This is a genomic window from Polaribacter sp. Q13 (assembly GCF_016858305.2).
In the GTDB taxonomy this organism is placed as follows: domain Bacteria; phylum Bacteroidota; class Bacteroidia; order Flavobacteriales; family Flavobacteriaceae; genus Polaribacter.
Genome location: NZ_CP074436.1, coordinates 3,419,696 through 3,435,543, shown reverse-complemented (window position 1 = coordinate 3,435,543; position 15,848 = coordinate 3,419,696). Strand labels below are relative to the sequence as shown.

Here is a 15,848-nt window from a genome sequence, read left to right as displayed (position 1 = left end):
TTTCATCAATTTTCAACAAAAAAATATTAGAATTACTCTACTAATTTTTCTGCCAATTTGTCACAACAATATAAATTTGGTTGTATCTTTGCTCACCTTTAAATGATAAATTGAGAGATGGAATACGTAGAAAAAGTCATAGACGAGAAAATACAAGGGAAAGCTCTTGTAACCGAAAATAAAAAAAATAACACTAAAAAACTATTCATAGAAAGCTACGGCTGCCAAATGAATATGAATGATAGTGAGATTGTAGCTGCTATATTAGACAAAGAAGGTTATAACACCACTCAAATTCTAGAAGAAGCAGATTTAGTGCTGGTAAACACCTGCTCTATTAGAGAAAAAGCAGAAACCACGGTTCGTAAGAGATTACAGAAATACAATGCTGTAAAACAAGTGAACAAAAACATGAAAGTAGGCGTTTTAGGCTGTATGGCTGAACGCTTAAAAGAAAAGTTTTTAGAAGAAGAAAAAATTGTTGACTTGGTTGTTGGGCCAGATGCTTATAAAGATTTACCAAACTTACTAGAAGAAGTAAATGCTGGTAGAGATGCCGTAAATGTAATTTTATCTAAAGAAGAAACCTACGGAGATATTTCTCCGGTTCGTTTAAATTCTAACGGAGTTACTGCATTTGTATCTATAACCAGAGGTTGTGATAATATGTGTACTTTCTGTGTGGTTCCGTTTACACGTGGACGAGAAAGAAGCCGTGACCCGAAGAGTATTATAGAAGAAATTCAATCTATGGTAGATAGAAACTTTAAAGAAATTACACTTTTAGGTCAGAATGTAGATAGTTTCTTATGGTTTGGTGGAGGATTGAAAAAGGATTTTGGCAAAGCCTCTGAAATGGCACAAGCAACGGCTGTAAATTTTGCACAATTATTAGATATGTGTGCTACAGAGTTTCCGAAAACACGTTTTCGTTTTGCCACTTCTAATCCACAAGATATTAGTTTAGATGTGATTCACGCAATAGCAAAACATAAAAATATCTGTAAATATCTTCATTTACCTGTACAGAGCGGAAGCAATAACATGCTAAAAGCCATGAACAGACAGCACACGCGTGAAGAATACATCACTTTAATTGATAATATTTTTAAGATTGTACCAGAAATGTCTTTAAGTCAAGATATGATTGTTGGTTTTTGTGGAGAAACAGAAGAAGATCATCAAGATACTTTAGACTTGATGAAATATGTAAAATACGATTTCGGTTTTATGTTTACCTATTCGGAAAGACCAGGAACTTTAGCGGCTAAGAAAATGGTAGATGATGTACCTTTTGCTACAAAAAAACGCAGATTACAAGAAATTATTGATTTACAACAAGAACACGCTTTATACAGAACGCAACAACATTTAGGAAAAGTAGAAGAATTTTTAATTGAAGGTACTTCTAAGAAAAACCCGAATGAGTGGAAAGGTAGAAATACCCAAAATACGGTAGCTGTTTTTGATAAAGGAGATTATAAATTAGGAGATTTTGTAATGGTAAAAGTAGAAGATTGTACTTCTGCAACCTTAAAAGGAACTGTTATTGGGTATTCTGATAATAATTAAAACAGCCCATCCTTAATCCTTCCCAAAAGGAAGGAAACTGCTGTGGGTAAAAAGAGAGAGAGATAAGACTGATAGAGACAAGAACCAAGACATAATGTTTCTTGAATAAAAAGATTCTTGACTTAAAAAAAGTAAAAAGAAATAAGTGTTTTTCCCTTGGGGGAAATTAAAAGGGGCTATATGGAAAACTTACAAGCATTAAAACAACGTTTTGGAATTATCGGTAACGATATTCACTTAAATAGAGCTTTAGAAAAAGCCCTTAGGGTTGCGCCTACAGATATTTCTGTATTAGTTACTGGAGAAAGTGGAGTTGGTAAAGAAAATATACCAAGAATAGTGCATCAATTATCACATAGAAAACATGCAAAATATATTGCTGTAAACTGTGGTGCAATTCCAGAAGGTACTATAGATAGTGAATTATTTGGTCACGAAAAAGGATCATTTACAGGAGCAACACAAGATAGAAAAGGATATTTTGAAGTTGCAGATGGAGGAACCATCTTTTTAGATGAAGTGGGAGAATTACCTCTAACAACACAAGTACGTTTACTGCGTGTTTTAGAAAATGGCGAATTTATAAAAGTAGGTTCTTCTAAAGTTATAAAAACCAATGTTAGAATTGTAGCAGCAACGAATGTTAACATGCAATCTGCAATTCAGAAAGAAAAATTTAGAGAAGATTTATACTACAGATTAAGTACCGTAGAAATTCATTTACCTGCTTTAAGAGAGCGTAATGAAGATATTCATCTATTGTTTAGAAAATTTGCTGCAGATTTTGCTCAAAAATACAGAATGCCTTCTATTCGATTAGATGAAAATGCTGTAAAAGTGTTATTAAACTACCGTTTTCCAGGAAACATTCGTCAGTTAAAAAACTTAGCAGAACAAATTTCGGTTATTGAAGAAGAAAGAGTTATTTCTGGACTTAAATTGCAACAATACTTACCTAATAATAACGGCAATTTACCTGCTATTATAGGCGGTAAAAAGGATAATGATTTCTCTACCGAACGCGACATTATGTATAAAATTTTATTTGATATGCGTAATGACATCAACGATTTAAAAAAGTTGACGTTAGACTTAATGAAAAGTGGTAACGTAGAGGAAGTGCAAGAAGAACATCATCAATTAATTGAAAAGATGTACGAAAACAAAGATGCTCATAAATCTAATGTAGAAGTGATGAATATTCCACAAAACTCATCCGCAGAAAAAGATTATGATTTTATTGAGACGATTGAAGAAGACGAGTCTTTATCTTTACAAGACAAAGAAGTAGAAATGATTAAAAAATCTTTAGAAAAAAACAGCAATAAACGCAAGTTAGCCGCTAAAGAACTAGGAATATCCGAAAGAACTCTATACAGAAAAATTAAACAATACGATTTGTAAAAGAATGTGTAATTGTTTAAAAGTTGAATTGTTTAATTGAAAAAAACACGGACAGTTTGAGAATCAAAATTTTATAAAAGCGAAAAAATAACGTGCAGTTGTGTCATTTCGACCAGAGGGAGAAATCTCATAAAGCTTCATCGTTTTTGTTTTCTAAATTAAGAGATTTCTTTTTTTAGAAATTTTGATATTAAATTTATAACTTTAAATTAAAGTGAAACTATTTTTATAATTATGAAAAAAATACTCTACATAACATTATTCTCATTAAGCACTTTATTTTTTATTGCTTGCGGTGCATACTCTTTTACAGGAGGAAGTACTGGTGATGCAAAAACCTTACAAATAGATTTTTTCCCTAATCAAGCATCTTTAGTAGAGCCAACATTAAGTCAGCGTTTTACCCAAGACATGTTAGATTTATTTACAAGACAAACCAACTTAACAACAGTTACCTCTAACGGAGATTTATATTTTAGTGGAGAAATTACCGGTTACAGAATTACGCCAATGAGTGCTACTGCAGACCAAACCGCTGCTCAAAACAGACTTACCATAACGGTGAATGTTCGTTTTGTAAACAAACTTGTAGAAAAAGACGATTTTGAAAAACAATTCTCTTTTTATTCTGATTATGCTGCAGATGCACAACTTACCGGTGGAGTTTTAGAAGCTGCTTTAGATGAAATTATGGAACGATTAACACAAGATATTTTTAACGCTTCGGTTGCCAAATGGTAATTTAAAAAGTTGATAGTGCTCAGTTGCAGTATTCAGTAAAAAAAAGAGTTTATTAAAAAACAAGATTTGAAACCAGCTACTTTTATAGATTTAATAAAAAATAAAACCCAGGTTCAGGAAGTGGAAACTGCTGAATTAAAAACTGTTGTTGAAGAGTATCCGTATTTTCAAGCAGCTAGAGTTTTGTATTTAAAAGGTTTAAAAAATCAGGATAGTTTTAAATATAATAACGAATTAAAAGTAACCGCTGCTTACACAACAGACAGAACTTTATTATTCAATTATATTACTACAAACGACTTCAATAATAAGAAACCAGATATTCATCAACAAATATTTGAAAAAATATCGGAAGAAAAAACAGTAAAAATACCTTCTGAGATTATTGAAACTCCAATAGAAAAACCTATTGAAACCACAGAAAAAGTAATTGAAGTAAAAAAAGCACTAGAAATAGGAAAACCAATATCATTTTCAGCTACAGAAGATCATTCTTTTGGAGAATGGTTGCAACTGTCTGCAAAAAAACCAATTATTAGAAAAACTAAAATAATTGTTGAAAAAACTACTGAAAAAGAAGATTTAATAAACACTTTTATAGAAAACAACCCTAAAATTAAGCCTCTATCTAAAGACAAAATGGTAGCAGTTCCCGTTGCAAAAAACAGTCAAGACTCATTATTAATGACGGAAACTTTAGCTAAAGTTTATTTGGAACAAAAAAAGTATGATAACGCTATACAAGCTTATAGAATTTTAAGTTTGAAATATCCAGAAAAAAGTGGTTTCTTTGCAGACCAAATTAAAAGAATACAAATTTTACAAAAAAATAAATCATGAGTTACACAGCATTTTTAATTCTAATTTTGATTGTAGCCATTGCATTAATCTTAATCGTGATGGTACAAAATCCTAAAGGTGGAGGGTTATCTTCTTCTTTTGGAGGTGGTGGAGCACAATCTTTAGGTGGTGTACAAAACACTAACAACTTTTTAGACAGAACAACTTGGACTTTAGCAATTGCTATGTTTGCATTAATTTTATTAGCAAATTTTGCAATTCCAAGAAACGGAGAGAATAACTTTGAGTTAAAAAATACTTTAGATGGTATTGAAACTACAACTCCTGTGAACACTACAACTCCTGCAACTAACGATAGTTTAAAATAACTACCTGTTAGAAATAACTTAAAATGCCAACGAAAATGACACGTTGGCATTTTTTTATGCTTAAATTTTAACAATAAAATCAATCAAAGAAAAATTGTCAGTTTTATTGTAATGGCACAATTTCTGACTATTTACTGAAAGTAATACAATAAATTAATTATCTAAAAATATAACAATGGGATTAAACATTAAACCTTTAGCAGACAGAGTTCTTGTAGAACCTGCTCCAGCAGAAACAAAAACAGCATCTGGATTAATTATACCTGATAACGCAAAAGAAAAGCCACAACAAGGAACTGTTGTTGCCGTTGGAAACGGAAAGGTAGACGAGCCTTTAACTGTAAAAATTGGAGATACCGTTTTATATAGTAAGTATGGTGGAACTGATTTGAAGCTAGAAGGTAAAGATTATTTAATGATGCGTGAATCTGATATTTTAGCAATTATTTAAAAAGCTATTTGCTTTTGGCTATTCGCCTTTAGCAAAATCAAAAAAATAAAATTCATAGTAACTATTTTTAGCTAAAGGCAAACTGCTAACAGCTAAAATAAAAATTTAAAACAATGGCAAAACATATAAAATTTGATATTGAAGCAAGAGACGGATTAAAACGTGGAGTTGATGCTTTAGCAAATGCAGTAAAAGTAACTTTAGGACCAAAAGGAAGAAACGTAATTATTTCTAAATCTTTTGGTGCGCCAACGGTTACTAAAGATGGAGTTTCTGTAGCAAAAGAAATTGAGTTAGAAAATGAGCTTGAAAACATGGGAGCTCAAATGGTAAAAGAAGTTGCTTCTAAAACCAACGATTTAGCTGGTGATGGTACAACAACTGCTACCGTTCTTGCACAAGCAATTGTAAAAGAAGGATTAAAAAACGTTGCCGCAGGTGCAAACCCAATGGATTTAAAACGTGGAATTGACAAAGCGGTTGCTGCAATTATTGTAGACTTAGAAAAACAAGCTAAAAAAGTTGGTAATTCTTCTGAAAAAATTCAACAAGTTGCCGCTATTTCTGCAAATAACGATGCAGTAATTGGAGATTTAATAGCTACTGCTTTTGCCAAGGTTGGTAAAGAAGGTGTTATTACTGTTGAAGAGGCTAAAGGTATGGAAACATATGTTGATGTTGTAGAAGGTATGCAATTTGACAGAGGTTACTTATCTCCTTATTTTGTTACAGATGCAGACAAAATGATTGCAGATTTAGAAAACCCTTATATCTTATTATTTGATAAAAAGATTTCTAACTTACAAGAAATTCTTCCAATTTTAGAACCAGTTTCTCAGTCTGGACGTCCTTTATTAATCATTGCTGAAGATGTAGACGGACAAGCATTGGCTACTTTAGTAGTGAATAAATTACGTGGTGGTTTAAAAATTGCTGCTGTAAAAGCTCCTGGTTTTGGAGACAGAAGAAAAGCTATGTTAGAGGACATCGCTATTTTAACTGGCGGAACTGTAATTTCTGAAGAAAGAGGTTTTTCATTAGAAAATGCAACTTTAGATCTTTTAGGTACTGCAGAAACTATTACTGTAGATAAAGACAATACTACAATTGTAAATGGTTCTGGTAATGCAGAAGCTATTAAAACAAGAGTAAACCAAATAAAAGCGCAGATTGAAACTACAACTTCTGACTACGACAAAGAGAAACTACAAGAGCGTTTGGCTAAATTAGCTGGTGGTGTTGCTGTTTTATATGTTGGTGCTGCTTCTGAAGTAGAAATGAAAGAAAAGAAAGATAGAGTTGATGATGCTTTACATGCTACAAGAGCTGCCGTTGAAGAAGGTATTGTTGCCGGTGGTGGTGTTGCTTTAGTGCGCGCTAAAAGAGTTTTAGAAAAAATTACAACAGATAATTTAGACGAAACTACAGGTGTACAAATTATTAACAAAGCAATTGAAGCTCCTCTAAGAATTATTGTAGAGAATGCTGGTGGTGAAGGTTCTGTTGTTTTAAACAAAGTTTTAGAAGGTAAAAAAGACTTTGGTTATGACGCTAAAAATGATACGTACGTAGACATGTTAGAAGCAGGAATTATAGATCCTAAGAAAGTAACTCGTGTTGCATTAGAAAATGCTGCTTCTGTTGCCGGAATGATCTTAACTACAGAATGTGCTTTAGTAGATATTAAAGAAGATGCTCCTGCAGGAATGCCTCCAATGGGTGGTGGAATGCCAGGAATGATGTAGCCAGTAGCACTGGTGGGCAGGTTTTCACTCTTGCTTATTACATTTATATCAATAAAAAATCCGATAGATTAATTTCTATCGGATTTTTTTATTTCTATTTTATTACTACTTTTTTTCCCAAACTCTCACATAATCCACTTCCATAGCAGAAGGAAACTTCTTCTGCTCTTCTAAACTTGGTTTTGGCGGTACTGCAAATCCGTTACATTTAAAAATAGTATATGGATTTCTAATACCTAAAGAAAGCGCCACATTCATTGGCCTGTGCCAAAACTCATTTGCTTTTCTACCGATTTCTACTCCATCTACAAACCAAATAATTTCCTTTTCATTTACTTCACATCCATATATATGAAAATCATCTCTTGGATCGAATGACGCATGATTCTCATTTCTTTGCTTATCTCTATATTTATCATCATTTGGACGCATCCAAACGCGTCCCTTCCCTCCTTTTTGTCCATTAGAAACGATGGCATGTAAGTTATGATCTGTTATTCTTTCGTTCCCTGCTACTCTAGTTCCTCTTTGCGTAAGCTCTACAACATCAATTTCACTATACCTTACTTCTCCTTCTTTTACTAAAGAATCATCTATAGAACTATACATCCAAAAAGCAGGCGATAAACCAGGATACAATGGCGCTCCTTTAATACGCGCTTCATAATAACCATACACACTTTTTTTATATGATTTTAACATTCCTGAAGTAAAATACAAATCGAAATCTGGTGTAGATTTTTTAGTACAAGAATCAAAAAAACGTCTATCTGCTCCTTCATCATCAAAACGGGCAATAATTTTTAAACTACCATCTGAAAGAACTACGTTTTTCTCATTATCCCAGGTCCAAGTTTGCACATGCGTTGGGTTCTTCTGCCACTTTTTATAATCGACATTAAGCGCATCAAACTCATCTGAAACATCTTCTTTTAATGTCCATTTTTCTCCATCTTTAGAAGTAAATGGTTGTACTTTCTGAGAAACGGTATTAAAAGATATAAGCACAATCACAGAAAACAATAAACTTTTATTCATTATACGTTTTAATTATTATGAAATTAATTCTTTTTTTTCTGCTTTTTTAAATCACCCTGATGATCTAAAATAATTTCTTCATCTCTATATTTACAACAAGGATGTACAGAGTTGTATGCTTCTGTTGTTGCTACAACTTTTTTGTTATCTTCATCAAAAACATCATGACCAACTTTTAAAATATTTTGCTGAACAGTTTTAACATCTGTTTTACGTTCGTCCATAATTAAATTTAATTGATGTGAGCTAACATCCCAAAGGGCAAACTTTACTCCTTTTGTTTTTAAGGCTGCGGTTTCGATACGCTTTTTACACATACCACAAAGACCATCTACTTTAAAAGTAATTTTTGCATTCTTGTTCTTTTTTACTTCTTGTGATTGTGCTGAAAAACCAATCAAACATAAACTTAATACGAATAGTAATTTTTTCATTTTTATAATAATTTTTTTAAGTTAATACTTAATACAACGGGGTGGGTTATTTTATTTTAAATCTTAATCCTGTATAAAATGCTCTTCCAAAAATTGGAGAATACACAATGGTACTATCAAAATATGAACCAAAAGGATCATCACTAGCTAAAATAGGATTTTTCTGCTGAACATTCGTCAAGTTTTCTGCACCAACATACACTTCAAACTTATCTGAAAACACCTTTGTTATTTGTGAATTTAACAATTGATAAGAATCTGAATGTGTTGCTAACTGATATTGTACCGGATTAAATGCTGTATTTGGCAAACGTTGTTTACCGATACTATTAAAGGTAACATCAAATTTCCATTGAGAACCATTTTCTTCTGCAACAGTCTTATAAGAAAGGTTTGCAAAAAATCTATTTTTAGGTTGAATAGGTTTCTGCAAGATTCCACTTTTATAATCTGTAGTAATATCAAAATATTTATAGGCAGTTCTCAAATTAAAATTATCTACAAGATTATAACTCACTTCTACTTGAAAACTATTCGCAATACTTTTTCCATTTAAATCGTAAAAAGAAATTTCCTGTGGATTTTCCCAATCTACGATAACTTGATTTTTAAAATCTGTTCTATAATAATCAAAAGTGATATCTCCTTTTTGATTAAAAAGATTGAATTTCTGCATATAAGAAACTCCATAATTCCAAGCAATTTCTGGATTTAAACCATAAATATTTCCACCCGCATCATCAACTTTTATTTGTCTTGAACTTGCAAATAACTGTTGATTCTCAGCAAAAATATTAGCACTTCTTTTTCCTCTTCCTGCAGACATTCTCACCACACTATTCTCCCAAGGAACGTAGCGTAAATGCAAACGTGGAGTAATAAAAGTACCTAATAAATTGTGTGTATCAACTCTAACCCCAGCAGTAAAACTAAAATTATCTAAATTGTCAAAACCATATTCAAAAAAAGCGCCTAACGAATTTTCTTTTCTATCGTAATTATTAATATTTACCAACTCATCATATTTATCATACGTAAAACTAATTCCTGTTTTAAACTTATTTCGAGTATCGCCAATAATTGAATTGAAAATTAAATTAGAATACACACTTTCATGTTCTATATCATATACATTTAAACCAAAATACGAGTCTTGTTGATGATTGCTGTATGCCATTTGAAAACCAATACTTTGATAGGGTGATTCTGGAAAAACATAGCCTAATTTTGCTGAAGTTTCAAAACGCTTTGTATCAATTTCACTTCCCCAAGCATTTGTTGTTCCTTTATCTAAATCTGGATTAAAATTAAGTTGACCAGTTTGTTTTTCATCATTTAAATAACGAACATTTATAAAACTTACCCAACCTTTTTCGGCATCTGTATATTGCCAACGATTCATTACATTAATTTGATTTGCTAACGGATTGTCTAAAAAATTATCGTTGTTTTTATCAAACTTCTCCCCTCTGTAATTTCCATGAACATAGACACCTGTAGACCATTTATCGGAAACTTTCTGATTAAAATGTGTATTTAACTCGAGTCTTCCATTTAAAGAAGAATAGGCATTAACAAAGAATTTATTATCAGAAAAAGGTTTTACCAATTCTGCATTTATTTGTCCAGATATACTTTCATAACCATTAACAACGGAACCCGCTCCTTTTGTAATTTGAATACTTTCTACCCAAGTACCTGGAGTAAATGTGAGTCCAAAAACCTGAGAAGCTCCTCTTACTGAAGGTATGTTTTCTTGTGTAATTAACAAATACGGACTAGTTAAACCCAGCATTTGTATTTGTTTTGTTCCTGTTAAAGCATCAGAAAAACTAACATCTATAGAAGGATTTGTTTCAAAACTTTCTGCCAAATTGCAACAAGCAGCTTTTAATAATTCTTCTGAATTAACGGTAAACATATTTGCTGTTGACAAAAAAGATTTCTGAATTGCATTTCGTTTACTTTTAATAACTACTTCATCTAAATCGCCTTCTGGCGTAATAAAATGATGCACAGGCTTTAAACTTGTAACGGTTAAAGTATCTGTCTTATAGCCTAAATAATTAACTACTAATTTTTTATATTCTGGTTTGTAATCTATAGTAAACCACCCTTTTTTATTAGTAATTGCACTCACGTTTGTATTTAACCAATGTACAGTTACATCGGTAACACCTAAATTATCTTTAGGATTATTTTTATCCATAATCATCCCCTTAAATATTGTTTGAGAAAAGAGTATGACAGGAATAAATAGTAGAAAACTACTAAGTATATATTTTTTCATTGTATGTTTTAATTTTAATAAATATTGAATATTGCATTTTAAGATTTCCGTTTTCACGGGAACAACAAATTCAAAGCCTTTAAAGTGATAAAAATCACTATAAACGCTTTTTAATTAAAATCAAATTAAAAAAGATTGGTAAAAAATCTGATAATCTAAAGGAATCTCAGGTGGAGAAAAGTTTTTGTAGTAGGTTTTCTTAGATTTATTATCGACAAATAAATCATTGTAAGAAATATAAAATGCAGCTAGAAATTGTTGTTTTTCAAGATTAAAATCATCAATTTGAGTTTGCCTTAATTCCTCTTGACCTTTAATGTGATGAATTTCATCTTTACAACAGTTTTTCTTCTTAGCAACTTTTTGCATTTCCATGCCGCAATCATCAGCATGCCCCACAAAAGAAACATCCATTAAAAAATCTCCACAATAATGTTTTTCTACCGTAAAAGAAAAGGTAGAAAACAACACTAGAAGTGCTAACAAAAATGATGTTATTTTAGAAATAGTCTGTTTCATTGCTTTTGCAAATTTACAATAAGAAATTCTAAATTCATGCTAAATTATCTATTACTCAATTTTTGATAATAAAATGCTGGCAGTAATATTAATAAAAATAGCGGATGAATAATAAATCTACGGATATAAAAAGGTAATAAATAACCACTTTTAAATTGATCTTTAACTAAAAAGACAAAAACAACCATAAGAATCATAAATGCTATCATTAAGAAAAATCCAGAAAATTTAAGATAGTCTTTTCTTTCAAACAAAACCCAGATTAAACCTAATGTTATAACGGAATTCAATAGATATCGATACAGCATATTTATCATTAAACGCCAAACATCAATTTGCTCAATATTTTTATATAAATAATCATTTTTAAAATACAGCACTAAAGGATCATAAAATAACTTAGATGCAGTAGATCTTACAACAAAAAGTAGTAGAAAAAGTATTAAAACTAACGCTATTTTAATGTATTTGTTCATCTTTTAAAATTAGAAAACTTGTTAACCCACACAACCCACAATAAAAAAACAGCACCGTAAATAATTGCCGGAAAAACTAAATCATGCAAAAAACCAACCTTGTGTGGATATTTATAAATCATAACCGTAAGAAATGCAATTCTTAAAACATTTACAATATAGATAAAAACACTGCCAAAAACAGCAAACAAAAAAGTAGCTTTAAATGAACCCGAAAAGGCAATAATGAATGAAATAAATAGAATAATTAAACTTATAGAATTGCAACCCTCTATTACTCTGGCTGTATATTTCCCTTCTATTATTAATTTTACTGATACTTCTTTATCGTGCTGAACCGCATCTACATGATACCCCAAAAAAGTAAGTACTTTTACTGTTTGATTTGCTACAGCTGTTGTTATGGAGGCTGTTTTATAAATACCTTCTTTTTTTTGAGAATGTTGTAAGTAACTATTATAAATGGTTACTAATAAAAAGTAGGTTACAAAAAACTTAATCAGAAAAATGATAATGCTTTTATGTTTCTTCACAATAAATTTTAATTTAATTTAGCTCTTAATTTATAGAACGAATATACAAAATGAATATTGATATCTTACAACCACAAATAGACAAAATAATTTCATCGAACACCACAAAAGATGAAAAACTACAGGCAATTTGCAATTATCTAGAAAAAGAAATCTCCTATTATGATTGGGTAGGTTTTTATTTTAAAAACGGAGATAAAAATGAGTTAAAATTAGCGCAATATACTGGAGAAGAAACAGAACACACTATTATTCCGTTTGGTAAAGGGATTTGTGGGCAAGTAGCTGTTAGCAACGAAAACTTTATAGTACAAGATGTTTCTGCACAAGAAAATTATATTTCTTGTGGATGGAAAGTGAAATCTGAAATTGTAATACCCATTTTTGTAAATGGAGAAAATATTGGACAAATTGATATAGACTCACATACCGCAAATACATTTTCCGCAAAAGACGAAGCTCTTTTAGAGTATATTTGCAAAGAATTATCAGAAATACTTTAATTTTATTGTATTTTATTCAATTTATACTTAAATTTGATAAATATAATGTAATTTATATTTATCAAATTTAAAATAATGAGAAATCACAAATCAACAGCTACATTTTCTTCTAGAAACTCATCAATTAACCACAACACAAAAAACGAATCTATTTTAGATCATTTTATCGTTTGGTTTAGAGATTTTTTGGACAATGCAGAATAGTTGATTCTTATATTTCTGATTATAAATATTTCATTTAATATTTGTTGTTAATTACTTGCTATTTTTGTTACTATCTTTTATTGCCTTAGAAGATTGCTTTACCTAAATTTGCACGCTTAACAACACAACACTAAATGAGCACTTCAAAAACAATTAAATCCGCATTAATTTCGGTATTTCACAAAGATGGTCTAGAACCAGTTGTAAAAAAATTAAATGAATTAAATGTAACCATCTATTCTACAGGTGGTACAGAAAAATTTATTAAAGATTTAGGAATCAATGTAATTCCGGTAGACGAGGTTACTTCTTACCCATCTATACTTGGTGGTAGAGTTAAAACATTACACCCTAAAGTTTTTGGAGGAATTCTAAACAGACAAGATAATGAGAGTGATGTTGCTGAGTTAGCAGAATATAATATTCCACAAATAGATTTAGTAATTGTAGATTTATATCCGTTTGAAAAAACAGTTGCTTCTGGAGCTGCTGAACAAGATATTGTTGAAAAAATTGATATTGGTGGAATCTCTTTAATTAGAGCAGCTGCAAAGAACTTTAAAGATACCGTTATTCTTTCTTCTATGGATCAATACGAAGATTTTTTAAATACTCTTTCTGAAGGAAATGGAGAAACTACCATTGCTGAAAGAAAAAAATTAGCTGCAAAAGCATTTAATATTTCTTCTCATTACGATACTGCTATTTTTAACTACTTTAACGAAGATGAAATAGTTTATAAAGCAAGTGAACAAAACGCAAACGTTTTACGTTATGGCGAAAATCCTCATCAGAAAGGTTATTTCTTTGGAGACTTAGAAGCAATGTTTGATAAATTACATGGTAAAGAATTAAGCTACAATAATTTATTAGACGTTGATGCTGCTGTAAATTTAATTCAAGAATTTAAAGGAGAAACACCAACTTTTGCTATTTTAAAACACAATAATGCTTGTGGTTTTGCACAAAGAGAAACACTTAGTCAAGCCTATACAGATGCTTTAGCTGGAGACCCAGTTTCTGCTTTTGGTGGTGTTTTAATTGCAAATACAGAAATAGACAAAGAAACTGCAGAAAAAATTCATACTTTATTTTGTGAAGTTGTAATTGCGCCTTCTTTTTCTGATGATGCATTAGCTATTTTAAAAGGTAAGAAAAACAGAATTATTTTAATTCAAAAAGACGTTGCATTACCAACAACAACTGTTAGAACTTGTTTAAATGGTTCTTTAGTACAAGATAAAGACAGTATTACAGATCAATTATCAGATTTAAAGTACGTAACAAACAATAAACCTTCTCAAAGTGAGTTAGATGATTTGTTATTTGCTTCTAAATTGTGTAAAAACACAAAATCTAACACCATAATACTTGTTAAAAACAAACAATTATTAGCTGGAGGAACAGGACAAACTAGTAGAGTTGACGCGCTAAACCAAGCAATTGAAAAAGCAAATTCTTTTAACTTTAATTTAGAAGGATGTGTAATGGCAAGTGATGCGTTTTTCCCTTTCCCTGATTGTGTAGAAATTGCAGATAACGCAGGAATAAAAAGTGTTATTCAACCTGGTGGATCTATTAAAGACCAGTTAAGTATAGATTATTGTAATGATCACAATATATCTATGGTAATGACAGGTACAAGACATTTTAAACATTAACTTTTAATATGTATTTTACACTCAGAATTTTAGTAATTTTGTAAAAATACATCAAGAATAAAACAACAAATATATTTTATGGGTTTTTTCGATTTTATGACGGAAGATATTGCGATTGATTTAGGAACCGCAAATACTTTAATAATTCACAACGGTAAAGTGGTTATTGATAGTCCTTCGATTGTTGCAAGAAATAGGATTACTGGAGAAATTATTGCAATTGGAAAGGAAGCCAATTTAATGCAAGGAAAAACCCATGAAAATATTAAAACAATTCGTCCTTTAAAAGACGGAGTTATTGCAGATTTTGAAGCATCAGAACAGATGATTAAAGAGTTTGTAAAACAAATTCCATCTATTAAAAAACGTTTATTTCCACCTGCTTTAAGAATGGTTATCTGTATTCCTTCTGGAATTACAGAAGTAGAAAAACGAGCTGTTCGTGATTCTGCTAAACACATGAACGCAAAAGAAATCTATTTAATTTATGAGCCTATGGCTGCTGCAATTGGTGTTGGTATAGACATTATGGAGCCAAAAGGAAACATGATTATTGATATAGGTGGTGGTACAACAGAAATTGCTGTTATTGCTTTAGGTGGTATTGTTTGTGATCAATCTGTAAAAGTTGCAGGAGATCTTTTTACAAATGATATTATGTATTATATGCGTACGCAACACAACTTACATGTTGGAGAGTCTACTGCAGAAAAAATAAAAATCACCATTGGTGCCGCAACAGAAGATTTAGAAACTCCACCAGACGAAATGTTGGTTCAGGGTAGAGACTTACTAAGCGGAAAACCAAAACAAGTACAAGTTTCTTATAGAGAAATTGCAAAAGCACTAGACAAATCTATTTTAAGAATTGAAGATGCTGTAATGGAAACTTTATCTAAAACTCCACCAGAATTGGCTGCAGACATCTACAATACCGGTATTTATTTAGCAGGAGGAGGTTCTATGTTAAGAGGTTTAGATAAGCGTTTATCTAGAAAAACAGACTTACCTGTTTATGTAGCAGAAGACCCATTAAGAGCGGTTGTTCGAGGAACAGGAACTGCTTTAAAAGAATTAAAAAAATACAAAAATGTATTAATGAAATAGT

The 15,848-nt window shown here is 30.9% G+C and carries 17 protein-coding genes; 11 read left to right on the top strand and 6 right to left on the bottom strand.

Annotated elements, in window-relative coordinates; all coding sequences use genetic code 11:
• Positions 1-117: 117 nt before the first annotated feature.
• From miaB to groL, 7 genes are all read left to right on the top strand, one after another.
• Positions 118-1,572: a tRNA (N6-isopentenyl adenosine(37)-C2)-methylthiotransferase MiaB gene (gene miaB, locus JOP69_RS14540; protein WP_203394919.1), complete on the top strand. Its 1,455-nt coding sequence runs from the start codon at positions 118-120 to the stop codon at positions 1,570-1,572.
• Between the two features lie 180 nt (positions 1,573-1,752).
• Positions 1,753-2,976, top strand: coding sequence for a sigma 54-interacting transcriptional regulator (locus tag JOP69_RS14535; RefSeq protein ID WP_203394920.1), 1,224 nt, complete (start codon positions 1,753-1,755; stop codon positions 2,974-2,976).
• 234 nt (positions 2,977-3,210) lie between these two features.
• A complete protein-coding gene (locus JOP69_RS14530) occupies positions 3,211-3,717 on the top strand; it encodes an LptE family protein (protein WP_203394921.1) in 507 nt (168 codons plus the stop codon).
• A gap of 66 nt (positions 3,718-3,783) precedes the next feature.
• The gene (locus JOP69_RS14525) at positions 3,784-4,557 is read left to right on the top strand and encodes a tetratricopeptide repeat protein (RefSeq protein ID WP_203394922.1); all 774 of its coding nucleotides are present in this window, start codon (positions 3,784-3,786) and stop codon (positions 4,555-4,557) included.
• Entirely contained in the window at positions 4,554-4,886 is a 333-nt protein-coding gene (secG, locus tag JOP69_RS14520) for a preprotein translocase subunit SecG (RefSeq protein WP_203394923.1), read from the top strand. The genes JOP69_RS14525 and secG overlap by 4 nt, the downstream gene beginning before the upstream one ends.
• Positions 4,887-5,061: 175 nt before the next feature.
• Entirely contained in the window at positions 5,062-5,337 is a 276-nt protein-coding gene (gene groES, locus JOP69_RS14515) for a co-chaperone GroES (protein ID WP_068449432.1), read from the top strand.
• A 113-nt stretch (positions 5,338-5,450) separates the two neighbouring features.
• A complete protein-coding gene (gene groL / locus JOP69_RS14510; RefSeq protein WP_203394924.1) occupies positions 5,451-7,082 on the top strand; it encodes a chaperonin GroEL in 1,632 nt (543 codons plus the stop codon).
• 105 nt (positions 7,083-7,187) lie between these two features.
• Here the strand turns inward: groL and JOP69_RS14505 are convergent, their stop codons facing one another.
• The 6 genes from JOP69_RS14505 to xrtF form a co-directional block, all read right to left on the bottom strand.
• Positions 7,188-8,120 carry a family 16 glycosylhydrolase gene (locus tag JOP69_RS14505; protein ID WP_203394925.1) on the bottom strand — a complete coding sequence of 311 codons (933 nt, stop codon included), beginning with the start codon at positions 8,118-8,120 and terminating at the stop codon, positions 7,188-7,190.
• 23 nt (positions 8,121-8,143) lie between these two features.
• Entirely contained in the window at positions 8,144-8,554 is a 411-nt protein-coding gene (locus JOP69_RS14500; protein WP_203394926.1) for a heavy-metal-associated domain-containing protein, read from the bottom strand.
• A 46-nt stretch (positions 8,555-8,600) separates the two neighbouring features.
• Positions 8,601-10,844: a TonB-dependent receptor gene (locus JOP69_RS14495; protein ID WP_203394927.1), complete on the bottom strand. Its 2,244-nt coding sequence runs from the start codon at positions 10,842-10,844 to the stop codon at positions 8,601-8,603.
• A 120-nt stretch (positions 10,845-10,964) separates the two neighbouring features.
• Entirely contained in the window at positions 10,965-11,363 is a 399-nt protein-coding gene (locus tag JOP69_RS14490) for a hypothetical protein (protein WP_203394928.1), read from the bottom strand.
• A 44-nt stretch (positions 11,364-11,407) separates the two neighbouring features.
• Complete coding sequence (locus JOP69_RS14485; protein WP_203394929.1) at positions 11,408-11,839, bottom strand: exosortase F system-associated protein; 432 nt, start codon at positions 11,837-11,839, stop codon at positions 11,408-11,410.
• On the bottom strand, positions 11,836-12,372 hold the full coding sequence (xrtF, locus tag JOP69_RS14480; protein ID WP_203394930.1) for an exosortase family protein XrtF: 537 nt from the start codon (positions 12,370-12,372) through the stop codon (positions 11,836-11,838). Before xrtF ends, JOP69_RS14485 begins: the two co-directional genes overlap by 4 nt.
• A gap of 50 nt (positions 12,373-12,422) precedes the next feature.
• On the opposite strand from xrtF, the gene JOP69_RS14475 reads away from it, so the two are divergent.
• The 4 genes from JOP69_RS14475 to JOP69_RS14465 all read left to right on the top strand — a co-directional run bounded on the left by JOP69_RS14475 (position 12,423) and on the right by JOP69_RS14465 (position 15,847).
• Positions 12,423-12,875, top strand: coding sequence for a GAF domain-containing protein (locus JOP69_RS14475; RefSeq protein WP_203394931.1), 453 nt, complete (start codon positions 12,423-12,425; stop codon positions 12,873-12,875).
• A gap of 75 nt (positions 12,876-12,950) precedes the next feature.
• The gene (locus JOP69_RS18755) at positions 12,951-13,079 is read left to right on the top strand and encodes a hypothetical protein (RefSeq protein WP_284041576.1); all 129 of its coding nucleotides are present in this window, start codon (positions 12,951-12,953) and stop codon (positions 13,077-13,079) included.
• A 134-nt stretch (positions 13,080-13,213) separates the two neighbouring features.
• Positions 13,214-14,740: a bifunctional phosphoribosylaminoimidazolecarboxamide formyltransferase/IMP cyclohydrolase gene (gene purH / locus JOP69_RS14470; protein WP_203394932.1), complete on the top strand. Its 1,527-nt coding sequence runs from the start codon at positions 13,214-13,216 to the stop codon at positions 14,738-14,740.
• A gap of 78 nt (positions 14,741-14,818) precedes the next feature.
• Complete coding sequence (locus JOP69_RS14465) at positions 14,819-15,847, top strand: rod shape-determining protein (RefSeq protein ID WP_203394933.1); 1,029 nt, start codon at positions 14,819-14,821, stop codon at positions 15,845-15,847.
• Position 15,848 lies beyond the last annotated feature (1 nt).

Excerpts from the sequence above, each read along its gene's own strand:
- groES (WP_068449432.1), top strand. The coding sequence starts at position 5,062 with ATGGGATTAAACATTAAACCTTTAGCAGACAGAGTTCTTGTAGAACCT.
- secG (WP_203394923.1), top strand. The coding sequence starts at position 4,554 with ATGAGTTACACAGCATTTTTAATTCTAATTTTGATTGTAGCCATTGCA.
- JOP69_RS18755 (WP_284041576.1), top strand. The coding sequence starts at position 12,951 with ATGAGAAATCACAAATCAACAGCTACATTTTCTTCTAGAAACTCATCA.
- JOP69_RS14535 (WP_203394920.1), top strand. The coding sequence starts at position 1,753 with ATGGAAAACTTACAAGCATTAAAACAACGTTTTGGAATTATCGGTAAC.
- JOP69_RS14475 (WP_203394931.1), top strand. The coding sequence starts at position 12,423 with ATGAATATTGATATCTTACAACCACAAATAGACAAAATAATTTCATCG.
- JOP69_RS14465 (WP_203394933.1), top strand. The coding sequence starts at position 14,819 with ATGGGTTTTTTCGATTTTATGACGGAAGATATTGCGATTGATTTAGGA.
- purH (WP_203394932.1), top strand. The coding sequence starts at position 13,214 with ATGAGCACTTCAAAAACAATTAAATCCGCATTAATTTCGGTATTTCAC.
- JOP69_RS14500 (WP_203394926.1), bottom strand. The coding sequence starts at position 8,554 with ATGAAAAAATTACTATTCGTATTAAGTTTATGTTTGATTGGTTTTTCA.
- JOP69_RS14495 (WP_203394927.1), bottom strand. The coding sequence starts at position 10,844 with ATGAAAAAATATATACTTAGTAGTTTTCTACTATTTATTCCTGTCATA.
- miaB (WP_203394919.1), top strand. The coding sequence starts at position 118 with ATGGAATACGTAGAAAAAGTCATAGACGAGAAAATACAAGGGAAAGCT.
- JOP69_RS14505 (WP_203394925.1), bottom strand. The coding sequence starts at position 8,120 with ATGAATAAAAGTTTATTGTTTTCTGTGATTGTGCTTATATCTTTTAAT.
- groL (WP_203394924.1), top strand. The coding sequence starts at position 5,451 with ATGGCAAAACATATAAAATTTGATATTGAAGCAAGAGACGGATTAAAA.
- JOP69_RS14530 (WP_203394921.1), top strand. The coding sequence starts at position 3,211 with ATGAAAAAAATACTCTACATAACATTATTCTCATTAAGCACTTTATTT.
- JOP69_RS14490 (WP_203394928.1), bottom strand. The coding sequence starts at position 11,363 with ATGAAACAGACTATTTCTAAAATAACATCATTTTTGTTAGCACTTCTA.
- JOP69_RS14485 (WP_203394929.1), bottom strand. The coding sequence starts at position 11,839 with ATGAACAAATACATTAAAATAGCGTTAGTTTTAATACTTTTTCTACTA.